Source organism: Allobosea sp. Leaf344 (assembly GCF_001426225.1).
GTDB lineage: Bacteria > Pseudomonadota > Alphaproteobacteria > Rhizobiales > Beijerinckiaceae > Allobosea.
This window is the reverse complement of record NZ_LMRT01000013.1, coordinates 14130-29004: the sequence shown is the minus strand read 5'-3', so window position 1 is coordinate 29004 and position 14875 is coordinate 14130. Positions and strand designations below refer to the sequence as shown.

Genomic DNA, 14875 nt, shown 5'->3' with positions numbered 1-14875 from the left:
CAGCGGCGCCCGAGCGGGTTTCCTTCTTGCATCATGGCGCGTCATCCGTCTTAAATCAACGTGACGGACTTAATCGCAGCGGTGGCCGCCCGGAGGAAGAAGCGAGCGCGATGAGAGGGGGCGGACGCATGACGATCGAGCGGAAGCTTGCCGTGCAGGCCTGGATCTTCCTGGCCTTGCCCGTGGTGTTCTTCTGCCTGATCCGCTTCTATCCGGCGCTCGAATCCTTCGGCATAGCCTTCAGCGAATGGAACCTGCTCTCCCCGCCGAAATTCGTCGGGCTGGCCAATTTCAGCCGGATGATGGGCGATCCGGTGTTCTGGCTCGCCTTCCGCAACACCTTCCTCTACCTCGCCATCGGCACGCCGCTGAGCCTGCTGCTCGCCTTCCTGGTGGCCTATTACCTCGATCAGGTCCGCTTCGGGCATGGGCTGATCCGGGCCTGCTATTTCATCCCGCATCTGACCTCGGCCGTCGCCATGGCCTGGGTCTGGCGCTGGTTCTACCAGCCGCCCCCGGTCGGGCTGATCAACAATCTCCTCAATGCCGGCGGCTTCGAGACCCAGCCCTTCCTGCGCTCGACGGCGCAGGCCCTGCCCGCCGTGCTGGCGCCGGCGATCTGGGCCGGGCTCGGCTTCCAGATCGTGCTGTTCATGGCGGGCCTGCGCGCCATCCCCTCGAGCTATTACGAGGCGGCGCGGATCGACGGCGCGGGCCGCTGGATGGTGCTGCGCGAGATCACCATCCCGCTGCTGCGCCCGACCATCGTCTTTCTGGTCGTGATCTCCTCGATCGGCTTCCTGCGGATCTTCGACACCGTCTACAACATGACCGATAACGGCGCCGGCGGCCCGCTCAACAGCAGCAAGCCCCTCGTGCTCTACATCTATGAGAGCGCCTTCCGCTCCTACCAGATGGGCTATGCGGCGGCGCAGACCATCGTCTTCTTTCTCATCCTGCTCGCCGTCAGCCTTATCCAGCTGCGGCTGATGCGGACCCGGTGACGCGATGAGCCAGATCCCGCTCGATGCCGATCGACCCTGGCGGCAGCGCCTCGCCGCCTCGCCTGGCCGCGTCGTCGCCTGGGCCCTGCTGGTCCTGGGCGCGATCGTGATGATGACGCCGCTGGCCTATATGGTCGCGACCTCGCTGAAGCCGCCGCACGAGGTCTATGACATCAACATCATCCCGATCGAGCCGACGCTGGAGAATTACCGCTATATCCTGGCGAACAGCCCCTTCGGCCTGTGGTTCCTGAATTCGCTGGTGACCAGCACGCTGGTCACGCTCTCCGTGCTCTTCTTCGATTCGCTGATCGGCTACACCCTGGCGAAATTCGAGTTCCGCGGCCGCAACCTGGTCTTCATCGCGATCCTGACGACGCTGATGATCCCGACCGAGATGCTCGTCGTGCCCTGGTACGTCATGGCCAAGAATTTCGGCTGGCTGAACGGCTATTGGGGCATCATGTTTCCCGGGCTGATGACCGGGTTCGGCGTGTTCCTGATGCGCCAGTTCTTCATGGGCGTCCCGGACGACTACATCCATGCGGCGCGCATCGACGGGCTGGGCGAATTCGCGATCTTCTGGAAGATCGCCCTGCCCCTGGTCACCCCGGCGCTCTCGGCGCTGGCCATATTCACCTTCCTCGGCAATTGGACGGCCTTCCTCTGGCCGCTCATCGTCACCAGCAGCCGCGATCTCTACACGCTGCCGGTCGGGCTCTCCTCCTTCTCGAGCGAGAACCTGACCGCCTGGGAGCTGGTGATGGCGGGCGCAACCATCGCGACGCTGCCGACCCTGATCGTCTTCATCATCTTCCAACGCTACATCATCCGCGGCGTCGTGCTCGCGGGTCTCAAGGGTTGAGCATGGCCACCATCGCCCCATCCGCAGCCGTGGCAGGCAGCGACGACCGCTTCCCCGCCCCGGAATTCGCCGAAACCGTGCTCGGGCCGGGCTTCGCGCATGCGCAGGCGCATCATCTCGGCCATCTCCTGCAGCTGCACCGCGCCCATGGCGTGATGCTGGCCGAGCAGAAGCTGCTGACCCGGGCCGAGATCGGCGCGCTGCTGCAGGCTCTGGACGAGACGGAGCGGACGCTCGCCGCGCGCGGCGCCAGTGCCTATACCGGCGAGCACGAGGACATGTTCTTCTTCGTCGAGAGCCTGCTGCGCGAGCAGGTCGGCGCCGAGACCGCCGGGCGCCTCCATACCGGCCGCTCGCGCAACGACATCGACCACACTCTGTTCAAGATGCGGTTCCGGGAGGAGCTGGACCGGCTCACCGCCAGCCTCGCGGCGCTGATCGATACGGCGATCGCCCGCGCCGAGGCCGACAGGGCGACGATCATCTGCGCCTATACCCATGGCCAGCCGGCCCAGCCCTCGACCTACGGCCATTATCTCGGCGCGGTGATCGAAGCCCTGCTGCGCAGCGCGGAGCGGCTCGAACAGGCGCGCGCCATCGTCGATCTCTGCCCGATGGGCGCCGCCGCGATCACCACCACCGGCTTTCCGCTCGACCGGCGGCGGATGGCGGCGCTGCTCGGCTTCCGCGACATCCTGCGGAATTCCTATGGCTGCATCGCCTCCAGCGACTATACGGCCGGGCTCTTCGCCGCGCTGAAGGTGCTGGCGCTGGATCTCGGGCGCTTCGCCCAGGACATGGCGTTCTGGACCTCCTTCGAGGTCGGGCAGCTGCGCTTCTCCGACGGTTTCGTGCAGATCAGCTCGATCATGCCGCAGAAGCGCAACCCGGTGCCCTGCGAGCATATGCGGCTGATGGCCTCGCTCTGCGTCGGCCGTTGCGACGCGGTGATGACGGCGCTGCACAACACGCCCTTTACCGACATGAACGACAATGAGCATGAGGTGCATGGCCAGGGCTATGCCGCCTTCGCGATGGCCGAGCGCGTGATGACGCTGATGGCGGCGGTCATCCGCTCCGCCTCGATCGACGAGGCGCGGGCGCGCGGCAATATCAGCCGCTCCTATGCGACGATCACCGAACTGGCGGATACGCTGGTGCGTGACGAGGGCCTGCCCTTCGTCGAGGCGCACCATATCGCCGCCGATCTGGCCCGCGCCATGCAGGGTACCGGCGACACGCTGGAGAGCGTGGCTTTCGCGACCTTCGCGCGGATATTCGAAGCCCGGGCCGGCCGGGCGCCCCGCCTGGCGGAAACCCGCTTCCGCGAGATCGTCACGCCCGAGCATTTCATCGCGGTGCGCAAGCTGCCGGGCGGGCCGGCGGCCGAGGCCATGACCGAGAGCCTCGCGCTCTACAGGGAGGCTGCGGCGCGGCTGCGGACGAGGCTGGCCGCGCATGCGGCGGCCAAGGCCGAGGCCGAGGCGCTGCTCCGATCCGCCATGATCCGAGCCGGGGCCTGAGCGATGGCACGCCTGACTCTTCGCAATCTGGTCAAGCGCTACGGGCAGACCGAGGTCGTGCACGGCATCGATCTCGACGTCGCCGATGGCGAGTTCATCGTGCTGGTCGGGCCGTCGGGCTGCGGGAAATCGACCACGCTGCGGATGATCGCGGGGCTGGAAAGCGTCACCGGCGGCACGCTTACCATCGGCGAGCGCGTGGTCAACACGGTCGAGCCCAAGGATCGCGACATCGCGATGGTGTTCCAGAACTACGCGCTCTACCCGCATATGAGCGTCTACCGGAACATGGCCTTCGGCCTGCGGGCCGCGAAACGCCCCGCCGACGAGATCGACAGGAAGGTCCGCAAGGCGGCCGAGATGCTCGGGCTGACGCCGCTGCTCGAGCGCCGCCCGCACGAGCTGTCGGGGGGCCAGCGCCAGCGCGTGGCGATGGGGCGCGCCATCGTGCGCGATCCGCAGGTCTTCCTGTTCGACGAGCCTCTGTCCAATCTCGATGCGCAATTGCGAGGCCAGGTGCGCACGGAGATCAAGCGCCTGCACCAGGCGATCGGCACGACCATCGTCTATGTCACCCATGACCAGGTCGAGGCGATGACCCTGGCCGACCGGATCGTGATCATGCGCGAGGGCCGGATCGAGCAGGTCGGCTCGCCGCTGGAGGTCTTCCATCAGCCCGCGACGCAATTCGTCGCCGGCTTCATCGGCACGCCCACGATGAACCTCATCCCGATGCAGCTGAGCGAGATCGGCGGCGCCCCCGCGCTGGTGCGGGAGGGACAGAACGACGCCGGGGGCCTGCTCATCCGGATCGAGGAGGAGCATGCCCGCCGTCTCGCCGGCCGCGGGACGATCACGGTGGGGCTGCGCCCGGATGATCTGAAGGTGGCGCCGCTCTCCGAGGCCCCCGGCCACAGGCTGACCGGCACGGTAGTGATCAGCGAGCCGCTCGGTCCGACCACGCAGATCACGGTCGCGAGCCATGGGCTGGACCTGATCGGCATGGGAGGCGGCCATTACCTGCCCCGGACCGGCGAGGAGGTCGCCCTGACCTTCGAAACCGCCAATCTGCATTTTTTCGGCCCGGACGGCCGCCGCATCGACGCCTGAGCCGACCGGCGCGCGTGGTCCGGCACGCCGCGCCTCCCCCGGGACAGGGCCGCCTCGCGCGGGACCCGCTTGCGCCCCGCTTCGCGCTCGGGCTGGGGCGCCCGAACGGACCCGCGCCCACTTCTTCGCCCGCGCAGGACAAGGCCCGCCACGCTCGCGCAGCCATTTGGCCGCGGCTGGAACGTACGCCCCGGCGGCTCGTTATGTGGACAATTTCCAACCACAGGAGCCGACCGATGAACCGCTTTATTGGAGTTGCCACTATCGCGCTGCTGGCTCATTCCGGCGCAGCCCTCGCCCAGCCCGTCCTCGTCGCGCCGCCCGATGACGGGCCTCGCCTGCGTGTCGAACGCCCCGGCGGCGCGGAGAGCCGCAATCCCGAGACGCGCGGGTCTTCCGAGACGCGCGGTTCGGCGGAGCGCCAGGCGCAGGAACGCCGCTCCGAGCCCTCCTCCCGCACGCAGCGCGGCGCCGGGTCCGACGAGCAGCGCGCCCAGGACGGGCCGCGCTCGCAGCAGCGGGACCGCGACCAGGCGCAGCGCGAACGGCCTGCCCAGCCCGATGCGCGCAGCCCCGAGCCGCAGCGCGCGCAGACGCCCAAGCGCGACGATGACAAAACGCAGCGCGACCAGGCGCAGCGCGACAAGGCGCCCGACGCCAATCGCGCCCAGACCGAGCCGGCAAAGCCCGACAGCCGGTCCCTGCAGAGCGCCGAGCCGCAGAAGACCGAGACGCAGCGCAGCACCGACACGGCGCGTCCCGCCGCGCAGCCCGGCCAGCCCTCCGGCGACACGGCGACGCAGCGCAGCGCGCCGCAGCCCGGCAGCACCACCGCCGGAGCGCCCGCGAGCGATACGCAGCCGACGGCCAACACGGCCGGAGCGCCCGCGAGCACGACCCAGCCGACCACGAACACGGCCGCGACGAGCTCCGGGAACGAGGCCGAGCAGCGCATCGCCACGACGGTCCGCGAGCAGATCGAGCGCAAGGAGATCAGCCCCGTCTCGGATTTCGGCGTCTCGGTCTCGGTCGGTGCGGAGCTGCCCTCGCGCGTGCAGCTGCAGCCTCTGCCGAGCGACATCGCCGCGATCCGCCCGCAATATCGCAACTATCGCTTCACGGTCTCGGAGAAGGAGATCGTGATCGTCGATCCGCGTACGCGCCGGATCGTCGAGGTCATCGACCGCAGCGGCGGCCGCGGCGGCGCCGATGTCTACACGGTGTTCGAGCAGCGGCGTGACATCCGCCGCTGGGAGCGCCCGACCAGCATCGTCTTCCGGGAAGGCATCGAGCTGCCGGCCTCCGCGCCCTATTACGACGTGCCCGTCGAGATCGTCGAGCGCAACCCGCAATGGCGCGGTCATAAGTACGTCATGACCAGCAGCGACGAGATCGCCATCGTCGAGCCGCGCAGCCGCCGCATCGTCGAGGTGGTCGACCGCAGCGATGGCGGCATGCGCAATGCCTCGGCCGGCGGCGCCACCTCCTCCCAGCCGGCGATGGCCTCCGCCCCCCGCAACGGTCTGGCGCGGATGATCCTGAACGCCGCCCGCCCGGGCGACATCAACACGGTCGACAGCCTGAAGGGCGTGGTGCTGCCGCAGGACGTGATCATGCAGCCGCTGCCGACGGAGGTCGCCGAGCGCGAATCGCAGCTCAGGGGGCTGAACTATGCCCTGCTGGGCGACGAGGTGCTGATCGTCGAGCCGAACACCCGCCGGGTCGTCGATGTCATCAAGTGACCGAAACGGCGCGTTTTAGCTGACCCGATCGAACGCCCGGCGCACAGCCGGGCGTTTTTCTTGGCCGGGTCGCGTCGTTCGGCGATTGGCAACGACAGGCGGGCGACCGGCTCGTCATCGCGATACGGCGTCGGTCCCGCCTCGCGCCCCGAGCGGCTCGGGGCGCCGTCGCCCGCTTCAGCCGAGGGCGGAGGATCGGCGGGCGAAAGCCGTGCCTCCGCTCAGCCATCTCAGCCCGGCGGGGACCTCGACGCCCTGGCTCGTGCCGGAGATCCTCAAGTGCCAGACGGCGTTCAGCGCCAGCGCCAGATCGGCCAGACTGACCGGCTTCTGGATGAAGGCTTCGCCGCTCGCGGAGGTGAGCGTCTGCGCGAGCGGGGTTCCGGAGAGATAGAGCACGGCCGGCCGCCCCTGCTTCTGCCCACAGCAGAAGATCTCCGTGCCCAGCTGCCGGCCGAGATGATAATCGACGAGGGCGATGTCCGGCCGCCGCGCGGCGATGCTCTCTACTGCATCCGAAACAGTGCCGAAGGCACCCAGTACTTCGAAACCGACCTGCTCCAAATAATCCGCGAAGAGCTCCCGGAGCATTTCGCTGTCATCGACGATCGTGACGCTCGGCATGGCAGGCCCGTCCCCTTGGAATCGAACAGCACCCCTGCCTGACGGAAACCTAATAGACTTGCGTCGCGCAGATCAAGCCGGAGGAAAGGCCGGCGAGCTTTCGGCGGGGAAGACTACTCGCAGCCTCGGCGAAAGGTCTCGTCATGCTGCGGTGGGCTTCGGATCCGGCGAATCTGTCGAGGTCCGATGAAAGACTGGTCGACGCAGCGCGAGCCGGGTCCGGGCCGGGTTTGGCCGGCTCGGCGGAGGGCGCGATCGGGATCGGCGCCCGGAGGATATCCGAACCCGTCTGGGTGGTGATCGCTCGCCATCTGGAGAAACTGGCTGACGACGCAGTCAGAGGCAAACCGGTCTCAGGGCGAATTCCCTGGAAACTGGGTATTTACAGGGAAAATTCTGATTTTTCGCAACCTGACCGGCCTTTCGAGGAGGAAAAGCCGTCGTATGGCAGTGGGTTATGGAGATTTTCCCTATGCAACAAAACAGGGAATTTTGTTCGGATAACAGCGACGCAAATTTGCGCATCAGTGAACACAGCTGTGACTATCAACAACCCAGATCTTGTCGCTGAAGACCGCCTCCTCGGATCCCTGTTTTGCCAGGAAAAACAGGGAAATTTCGCACGGAAACAGGGGTTGACGTTACAGTGAGCCGAATTTCGTGGGCGTTGCTTGCGACGCAAACAGCGAAGCCTGACTCGCCTTCATCCTATTGACATTGGGCGGTGCGGCTCGTAGCTGCGATAGTGAGGTAGGGTCCGTCAATCTTCGGACCTGAGCTTCAGCGTCAGCAGCACCCAATATCCTCCCCGGTGCGAAGGGGCAGCACAAGCGGAGCAGCAGACGACATCACCGGATCTCCTTGCTGGAGATCGGGGAGTGTCGATTCTTGCCTGGTCCGGTACATCGCCCTCTTTCCCGATCCCGACATCGAGATCCTCACGTCACCAGTTCCGGTGTGTCCGGACTGCTTGAGAGGATCAGATCATGTCTTCGAGGATAAAGGCCGCGGCATCGAGTCCCGCCCGCCGTCAAAATGATACACTTGGCGACAAAAGTAACACGCTGCTCGCCAGCGTGATCGAGCACCTGCCCATCACGGCGGTGGCTGCCTATGAGCGCAATCCGCGCGATCACGACGACCGTCAGGTCAACAAGCTGGCCGGTATCATCCGCGCGGTCGGCTTCCTAGTACCGATCGTCGTCGATCATGCGGGCATCGTCATCGCCGGCCATGGCCGGCTCGCCGCTGCAAAGGAGCTGGGGCTGCGCACCGTGCCCGTGATCCGTGCAGGGCATCTCAGCCCCCATCAGGTGCAAGCCTTCCGCCTGGCCGACAATCGCATCGGCGAACTGTCGAGCTGGAACAAGACCGCCCTCGCACTCGAGTTCAAGGCCCTCACGGAGGCGGTCGATCTCGATCCGGATATCCTGGAGCTCACCGCGTTCGAGACCGCCGAGATCGATCTGCACATTCACAGCCTCGACGAGCACGATTCTTGCCCCGACAAGGCGGACACCCTCCCCGAGCCCGGCCCAGCCGTGTCGCAGCTCGGCGATCTGTGGATCATGGGAGCGCATCGGCTGCTGTGCGCCTCCTCGCTCGAGCCCCACAGCTATGACCTCCTCCTTCAGGGACACGAGGTGCGAGCCGTCTGGAGCGACCCGCCTTACAACGTCGCGGTTTCCGGTCATGTTTGCGGTCTCGGCCAGGTCCAGCACCGCGAGTTCGCCATGGCTTCGGGCGAGATGAGCGAGGATGAATTCGCCGGGTTCTTGGCGAGCTATCTGGCGCTGGCCAAGCAGCACTCGCTGCCGGGTTCGCTGCACTATGTCTGCATGGACGGGCCACATGCCCTCGAACTGCTGAGTGCCGCCCGTCGGGTGGATCTGCGCTTCAAGGTCACCTGTACCTGGGCCAAGACCAATGCCGGCATGGGCAGCTTCTACCGTCAGCAGACAGAGTTTGTGCATGTCTTCAAGAACGGCGGTGATGAGGTCCCGCACGTCAACAACGTCCAGCTCGGCAAGTATGGCCGCTACCGCACGACGCTCTGGACCTATGCGGGCGTGAACACCTTCCGCAAGGGGCGGATGGACGATCTGCAGGCGCACCCGACGGTGAAGCCCTGGGCCCTGGTGGCTGATGCGATCAAGGACTGCACCCGGGTCGGCGATAGCGTCCTCGATTGCTTCTGCGGTTCCGGCACAACCCTCATCGCCGCCGAAAAGGCCCGTCGGATTGGCTATGGCATCGAGCTCGATCCCGTCTACGTCGATGTCGCGGTCCGGCGCTGGCAGGCCTTAACCGGGCAGGACGCGGCCCACGCCCAGACCGGGCAGAGCTTCGCCGCGATGCAGGCCGAGCGCTGCGTCCCGCCGGCCGCTGCTACGAATGACGCGGAGGTGCGCCATGGCTAAGCGGCCCCCTGCCCCGGACGAAGTCCCGACGCCGGATCCGGCCAGCGCGCCGAAGGACTACGAGGTCGGCCGTGGCCGACCTCCCATCGCCAACCGGTTCAAGCCTGGACAGTCCGGCAATCCCAAAGGCCGGCCGAAGGGCGCGAAGAACCTGAGCACCCTCACCCTGGAGAAGCTGCAGGCCAAAGTTCCTGTGCGCGAGGGTGGGCGCGAACGGCGGATGTCCAAGGGCGAGATCGGCGTCACCAAGCTGGTCAACCGCTTCGCCGAGACCGGCGATCCGAAGCTGTACCTTGCCCTCGTCAAACTGTCCGAGGGCAACGCACCAGCCAAAGAAACCACAGCCACCACGGTTCCCGAGGCGGCGGAGGAGCAGGCGTCGCATGCCGAAATCCTGACCTGGTTCCTCAAACAGAACCGGACCGATGGAGGGCGGGAGTGATGAACGAGCAGACCGTCGTGAAGGCGCTCCAGCGCCGGCACCTGTTCCCCTTCGTGTGGCGCGCCTTCGAGCTCCTGCATCCGGGAAAGCAGTTCCTCCCATCCTGGCATGTCAACGCAATGTGCCACGTCTTGGAGAAGGTCGCGTCGGGAGAAACGAAGCGGCTCATCATCACGGTTCCGCCCCGGTATGGAAAGTCGATCTGTGCTGCGGTGGCGCTACCGGCCTGGATGCTCGGACTGGATCCCGCTCTCAAGGTTATGGTGGCGAGCTATGGCGGCGATCTCGCAGTCAAGCACGCTCGCGACTTCCGCGCGGTGATCACCTCGGACTGGTACAGCGCCCTCTTTCCGGGCACCCGCCTCGAGATCGGGGGCAACCGGATGGATGAGCAGATCACCCAGGCTCAGGGTGGCCGCAAGGCGGTTTCCCTCGGTGGGGCTGTCACCGGCTTCGGCGCGGATCTGATCATTGTCGATGACTTGATGAAGGCAGCCGACGCCAATTCGCCGGTCGAGCGCCAGAGGGCGCGGGACTATTACGAACAAACGTTGCTTTCACGCCTGAACGATAAGATTGATGGGCGAATCGTCGTCATCCAGCAGCGCCTGCATGAAGACGACCTGCCCGGCCATCTGTTGGCAACCGGCCAGTTCGAACATCTGAATTTGCCGGCCGTAGCCGTGGACCGCGAGGAGATTTCGCTCGCCTTCGGCAAGGTCATGCGTCGACAGCCTGGCACCGCGCTCTGTCCCGAGCGCGAGCCGCTGGAGACCCTTGAGAAATTGCGTGTCGAAATGGGCGCATATGCCTTCTCAGCTCAATACCAGCAGACCCCGACGCCGCCCGGCGGCAATCGCCTCCGCTGGGAGTGGTTCGGCACTCACGAGGGAACGCTTCTGCGGCAGGACTACCAGTGGATCGTCCAAAGCTGGGACACTGCCCTCACCGCCGAGCCGACGAGCGACTTCTCCGTCGGGACGACCTGGGGCTTTCACGCCAAGCGTTGGTATTTGTTGGATGTCATCCGCGAACGGCTCGACTTCCCCGACCTGAAGCGGCGGGTTCGAGGAGCCATGCAAACATGGAATGCCGATATCGTTCTGATCGAGCACGCCGGCTCCGGGATCTCGTTGCTGCAGCAGCTTCGCCAAGAGGACAACCGCTCATGGCGATACCATGCGCTCAAGCCCCGCCTCGACAAAGCGACGCGGCTTGAGGCTCAGACCGCACGACTGGAGACTGGGCAGTATCTCATCCCCGCTGAAGCGCACTGGCTCTCCGAGTTCCGGCGCGAGCTGATGGCTTTCCCGATGGGCAAATATGACGATCAGGTCGACAGCCTGGTGCAGTTCGTCGAGTGGTCCGCCTCGCCGCGGACGAACGCCCGCCTGTTGGAACGGCATCCGGAAACTGGCCGCCCGCTGCGGGTCAACCGCCCGCAACGTCGCTTCTGAAGCCAATTGATCGATGACACGCGCGCTGCAGATGTGGGTACGCCAATGGCCCAGGCTGACGTCAGGAATGTCTGCTCTCTCGCAGCCCCATAAGGTCAGCCATCGAGCGACCGTAGCTGGCCCTTAGCCGACCTTGAGAATGTCTGCTTCTGGTAGCCCGGTGAGTCGGCGGCCAAGCAGCCGCCCGCGATGATCGTAAGCGAATTGGGTCAGGGAAAAAATACCTTCAAGCTGCCTTCATGTCGGCAAAGAAGGTGCCGACCGCACTGCGCAGCTCATGGGCCTCCTGCGCCAAATTCTCAGCGGTGCTCAGCGCCCGGTTGGCGGACAGCATAGCTGCTTGGGACGTCGCGGTCACCTGCTCCATCTGATGGGCCACGCCCGCCGTGCCGCTTGCCGTGGCCTGAGCACTTCTGGCGATCTCCGAGGTCGCGCTCATCTGCTGGGAGGTGGAGCCGGCAATGGCGACCGTATGCTGCGCCACCTCGCTCATGACGTGCGCGATCGTTTCGATCGCCGCGACCGCACCTCTGGTCTCGCTCTCGAAGGCGAGGATGCGCTCGGCGATCTCGTCGGTTGCCTCGGCGGTACGCTTAGCCAGCAGTTGGACCTCGCCGGCGACGACCGAAAAGCCGCGCCCTGCATCGCCGGCGCGGGCAGCCTCAATCGTTGCATTGAGTGCCAGCAGGTTGGTCTGCGACGCGATTTCGCGGATGAGGTCGACGACCCGCGCGATGCTTTCTGACGCACCTAGCAGGTTCCCAACGTTGATGCGCGCCCGCGTCGCATCCTCGGCCGCCGATCGGATAACGCCATTAGTGTGGCCGATGCGTTCGGCGATCTCGGTGATGGACCCGGACAGTTGCTCCGAGGCGGCCGCGATTGAATGAACATTTTGGAACGCGTCAAGGGCTGCTCCCCGTGCTTCATTGGCCTGGGCGGTAGCGCTTGTGGCGACGGCGTTGAGGCTGCGGGCCGTATCCTCCATCTCGTCGACACTGACCCGAACCGTGTCGAGAACCTGATCGATGCGGATGTTGAACTCGGCGGTAAGCTCGTCGCGCTTGACCTGGCGACGCAGCCGCGCCGCGTCGCTAGCCTTGGCCTTGGCCTCGAGCTCCGCGCGCTCGGTCGCAGTCCGGTGGAACACGGCCACCGAGCGCGCCATGTCGCCTATCTCGTCGCGCTGTAGGATTGACGGGATCTCCGCGATGGGCTGGGCATCGGCAAGACGCTGCATTGTCGCCGCAAGATGGCGCAGGGGCCGCGCCACGCGTAGATGAACTAGCGCGAGCGCTCCCGCGAAGCCGGCCACCACCAGCAACCCACCCCCGAGCTGCAGCCACAGGCTGTGGCGTTGCAGCAGGTCCCGCTCGGCATTGGTCACCTCGGCGCGGCTTTCATTGAGGAGGGCCACACGCCTAAGCGCCGTATTAAGCGCCTTACGGTTGTCGCGGTTGCTTTCGTTGTTGCCGAAACGGTCAGCGGCCGCGGGCCCATCCGCACGCGCCCGTTTGACCAGCTCCGTTCTGAACCTCAAGAAGGCGTCGAGTTGCTCAGCCACCGCGCCGAAGGCTGACTCGGGGTAACCGCCGTGCAGGCTTCGCCAGTCGCGGACGAGGCGCTCGATCTCCGCGAGATTGGCGAGCAGCGGCGCCACGAAGCGCTCCGCGTCGGCGATGTCCCTCGCCAGATAGATCCCGCGCGATTCCATCACCGCGCCGTTGACGAGGCTATCTATGCGCTCGACCATGAGGATGCGGCGCGTCACCGCCTCCATCTCGCTCGTCATCGTTGCGTAGCGCGAAAGGGTCTGGACGCCGAGCCCCACTGCCAGGGTGGCAGCCAGCGCGAATAATGCAAAGGCGCCAAAGATCTGGGACGATATCTTACGCGGGCCGATCATCTCTAAAATTCCTGAGGGTAAACCTATAATCTGCTGTTCGCGGTATGATGGCCCGAAAGCATTAAGGGCGCCTAACTCCTGTTTTAGGGCCGGGATACGGGCAGTCCGCGGCTATTGGATTTGCCGCCCTAACTATGCAAAATCGGCAGCGGACGCATAGGAACGTGGCGACAGAGCTCGAGGTTCGCCACTAGATAAAGTCGAGATAGTTTCTGAGGGGGTCTTGCGGATCTTGAACCGTCTGCAGCGGTTTGGGCGTTACAGATGGTTCACCTGGACCAGGTGGAGCCTTCGCTGCCGCTCGCTCCGGAACAATCGACGACGGCTCCCAAGACGGCGGCGCAGCTTCAGCGAGAATGATCGTTAACGCGCTAACGAGCTTCGCTCGCCTAACCTCTGGAACAACAAACCGAACGGCGAAGCTGCCTTGCTGCACCCGGACCGCGATGCCTTCTAATCGACCGACGCGGTCCAAATAGAGAATGACGCGCTGCCCTCTAAACGGCACGAAATTAGCCTCAAGGCGGGCGCCCGTGGGAGAAATGTCGACCGTAGTGCACGCAGCTTCTGTCCTGTCCGGCAGCATATAACGCCCAGAAAGCTGAACGATTGCACGTGCCTGGGATCGGCGACTGGACGACATAAATATACCGTTGGGGGGCCGTTTATATACGGGTGGCAACCTAGCTCAATTATTGTTTTGGGCTAGCTGCCATTCGTCCCCTAACTGTGCTGGATTCAACCTAAAGTACTGCCCAATCGCTTTGGCTCGGTTTTACTTCATCCAATCCATGCGGCTTGCACGGGGTTACCGTCAGCGATGGTCCTGGCGTATGTTGAGGCATGAGCCAGCGCCGCGCACCATCCTGACGGCACCGAAATTCCGCCGCTACGGTGGGCGGCCATCTCGCGAAGGACCTGCACCTACTCGATGTGCAACGACTGCAACTGCTGCGTGGAGGGGGGTCTCGAAGGTGTGCCCCGCAACCTGCCGATCCCTGACATCGCCCTGCGCTTCCTCTGCTCAACCTGCGGCGGCCGGAACACCAGCAGCAGCATGAGCACCGCCGAGTTCTACCGCAGCTTCAAAATGCGATGATTGCAACCTGCTCCGGTTGCACCGGCCTTACGCGCTGATACGATCCCTCGCCCGCTCCCAACCACCCCCGGTCCAGCGGGCCGGTTGCTGGCGGGCTGATGGTCAACTTCGCAGCCCGCCAGCGACTGCCCTCGAGGCGCCCACTCGTGAAGCTGGGAGAGCCAAGCGTTGGTCGACCCAACGCTGCGTTTGCCGTCCGGGAAAGCTTACATCTCGTCCATGTTCGGCGGACGCGCCTGCCCAACTCTCTATGCTCGAATGGCCCGACCTACTGCGTCAGGCGGACGGCGCTGATCTCGGCTGCGATCTTCTGGAAGACTGGGGTCAACTGCGAGGCGTTCTTGACGTCGTAATACATGGAGGGGTCGGTCGCGCAGTCGCGCAGCAGATTGGCGTCGCCATCGATGACGCGGACCGTATAGATCTGGATCCCGGCCTTCTTGGCTTCCTTGCAGGCGAGGCCGGTGCGGGCGTCGATCGCGTTGCCGTTCTTCGTGAAGCGGTTTTCGGTGTTCAGCCCGTCGGTCAGGACGATCATGTATTTCGACAGGCGCGGCGTGCCGTAATCCTTGGCCTCGTCGAGCGGCAGCGCCTGGCTGAGGCTGGCCCAGCCCCAGCTGACGCCGATCGTGACGTTGGTATTGCCCGACGGCGTCATCTGGTCGACCTTGGCGTTGAGGTCC

At 65.3% G+C, this 14875-nt stretch carries 11 protein-coding genes; 8 read left to right on the top strand and 3 right to left on the bottom strand.

Annotated features, from left to right (window positions below):
- The first annotated feature begins 110 nt into the window (after positions 1 to 110).
- From ASG72_RS08785 to ASG72_RS08765, 5 genes are all read left to right on the top strand, one after another.
- Complete coding sequence (locus ASG72_RS08785; protein WP_056711226.1) at positions 111 to 1004, top strand: sugar ABC transporter permease; 894 nt, start codon at positions 111 to 113, stop codon at positions 1002 to 1004.
- Between the two features lie 4 nt (positions 1005 to 1008).
- Positions 1009 to 1869, top strand: coding sequence for a carbohydrate ABC transporter permease (locus ASG72_RS08780; RefSeq protein ID WP_056711224.1), 861 nt, complete (start codon positions 1009 to 1011; stop codon positions 1867 to 1869).
- A 2-nt stretch (positions 1870 to 1871) separates the two neighbouring features.
- A complete protein-coding gene (argH, locus tag ASG72_RS08775; protein ID WP_056711222.1) occupies positions 1872 to 3392 on the top strand; it encodes an argininosuccinate lyase in 1521 nt (506 codons plus the stop codon).
- Between the two features lie 3 nt (positions 3393 to 3395).
- A complete protein-coding gene (gene ugpC, locus ASG72_RS08770) occupies positions 3396 to 4502 on the top strand; it encodes a sn-glycerol-3-phosphate ABC transporter ATP-binding protein UgpC (protein ID WP_056711221.1) in 1107 nt (368 codons plus the stop codon).
- 236 nt (positions 4503 to 4738) lie between these two features.
- Positions 4739 to 6244 (top strand): DUF1236 domain-containing protein, encoded by a 1506-nt coding sequence (locus ASG72_RS08765; protein WP_056711219.1) that lies wholly within the window; start codon positions 4739 to 4741, stop codon positions 6242 to 6244.
- A 177-nt stretch (positions 6245 to 6421) separates the two neighbouring features.
- Here the strand turns inward: ASG72_RS08765 and ASG72_RS08760 are convergent, their stop codons facing one another.
- Positions 6422 to 6868: a response regulator gene (locus ASG72_RS08760; protein ID WP_056711216.1), complete on the bottom strand. Its 447-nt coding sequence runs from the start codon at positions 6866 to 6868 to the stop codon at positions 6422 to 6424.
- A gap of 986 nt (positions 6869 to 7854) precedes the next feature.
- Between ASG72_RS08760 and ASG72_RS08755 the strand changes: the two genes are divergently transcribed.
- The 3 genes from ASG72_RS08755 to terL are packed head-to-tail and all read left to right on the top strand — an operon-like array spanning position 7855 to position 11187.
- Complete coding sequence (locus tag ASG72_RS08755) at positions 7855 to 9288, top strand: DNA methyltransferase (RefSeq protein ID WP_082540215.1); 1434 nt, start codon at positions 7855 to 7857, stop codon at positions 9286 to 9288.
- Positions 9281 to 9730 (top strand): DUF5681 domain-containing protein, encoded by a 450-nt coding sequence (locus ASG72_RS20310; protein WP_200939918.1) that lies wholly within the window; start codon positions 9281 to 9283, stop codon positions 9728 to 9730. Before ASG72_RS08755 ends, ASG72_RS20310 begins: the two co-directional genes overlap by 8 nt.
- Positions 9730 to 11187 (top strand): phage terminase large subunit, encoded by a 1458-nt coding sequence (gene terL, locus ASG72_RS08745; protein WP_156395872.1) that lies wholly within the window; start codon positions 9730 to 9732, stop codon positions 11185 to 11187. Before ASG72_RS20310 ends, terL begins: the two co-directional genes overlap by 1 nt.
- 226 nt (positions 11188 to 11413) lie before the next feature.
- Here the strand turns inward: terL and ASG72_RS08740 are convergent, their stop codons facing one another.
- Together ASG72_RS08740 and ASG72_RS21030 are read right to left on the bottom strand one after the other, a co-directional pair.
- Positions 11414 to 13093, bottom strand: a complete 1680-nt coding sequence (locus ASG72_RS08740) for a methyl-accepting chemotaxis protein (RefSeq protein ID WP_056711211.1) — start codon at positions 13091 to 13093, stop codon at positions 11414 to 11416.
- Between the two features lie 1367 nt (positions 13094 to 14460).
- On the bottom strand, positions 14461 to 14875 hold a 415-nt coding region (locus tag ASG72_RS21030; RefSeq protein WP_162246219.1), incomplete at its 5' end, for a VWA domain-containing protein.

Bases quoted from the DNA above. Each gene is read 5' to 3' on its own strand.
- ASG72_RS08785 (WP_056711226.1), top strand. From the start codon at position 111: ATGAGAGGGGGCGGACGCATGACGATCGAGCGGAAGCTTGCCGTGCAG.
- ASG72_RS08780 (WP_056711224.1), top strand. From the start codon at position 1,009: ATGAGCCAGATCCCGCTCGATGCCGATCGACCCTGGCGGCAGCGCCTC.
- argH (WP_056711222.1), top strand. From the start codon at position 1,872: ATGGCCACCATCGCCCCATCCGCAGCCGTGGCAGGCAGCGACGACCGC.
- ugpC (WP_056711221.1), top strand. From the start codon at position 3,396: ATGGCACGCCTGACTCTTCGCAATCTGGTCAAGCGCTACGGGCAGACC.
- ASG72_RS08765 (WP_056711219.1), top strand. From the start codon at position 4,739: ATGAACCGCTTTATTGGAGTTGCCACTATCGCGCTGCTGGCTCATTCC.
- ASG72_RS08760 (WP_056711216.1), bottom strand. From the start codon at position 6,868: ATGCCGAGCGTCACGATCGTCGATGACAGCGAAATGCTCCGGGAGCTC.
- ASG72_RS08755 (WP_082540215.1), top strand. From the start codon at position 7,855: ATGTCTTCGAGGATAAAGGCCGCGGCATCGAGTCCCGCCCGCCGTCAA.
- ASG72_RS20310 (WP_200939918.1), top strand. From the start codon at position 9,281: ATGGCTAAGCGGCCCCCTGCCCCGGACGAAGTCCCGACGCCGGATCCG.
- terL (WP_156395872.1), top strand. From the start codon at position 9,730: ATGAACGAGCAGACCGTCGTGAAGGCGCTCCAGCGCCGGCACCTGTTC.
- ASG72_RS08740 (WP_056711211.1), bottom strand. From the start codon at position 13,093: ATGATCGGCCCGCGTAAGATATCGTCCCAGATCTTTGGCGCCTTTGCA.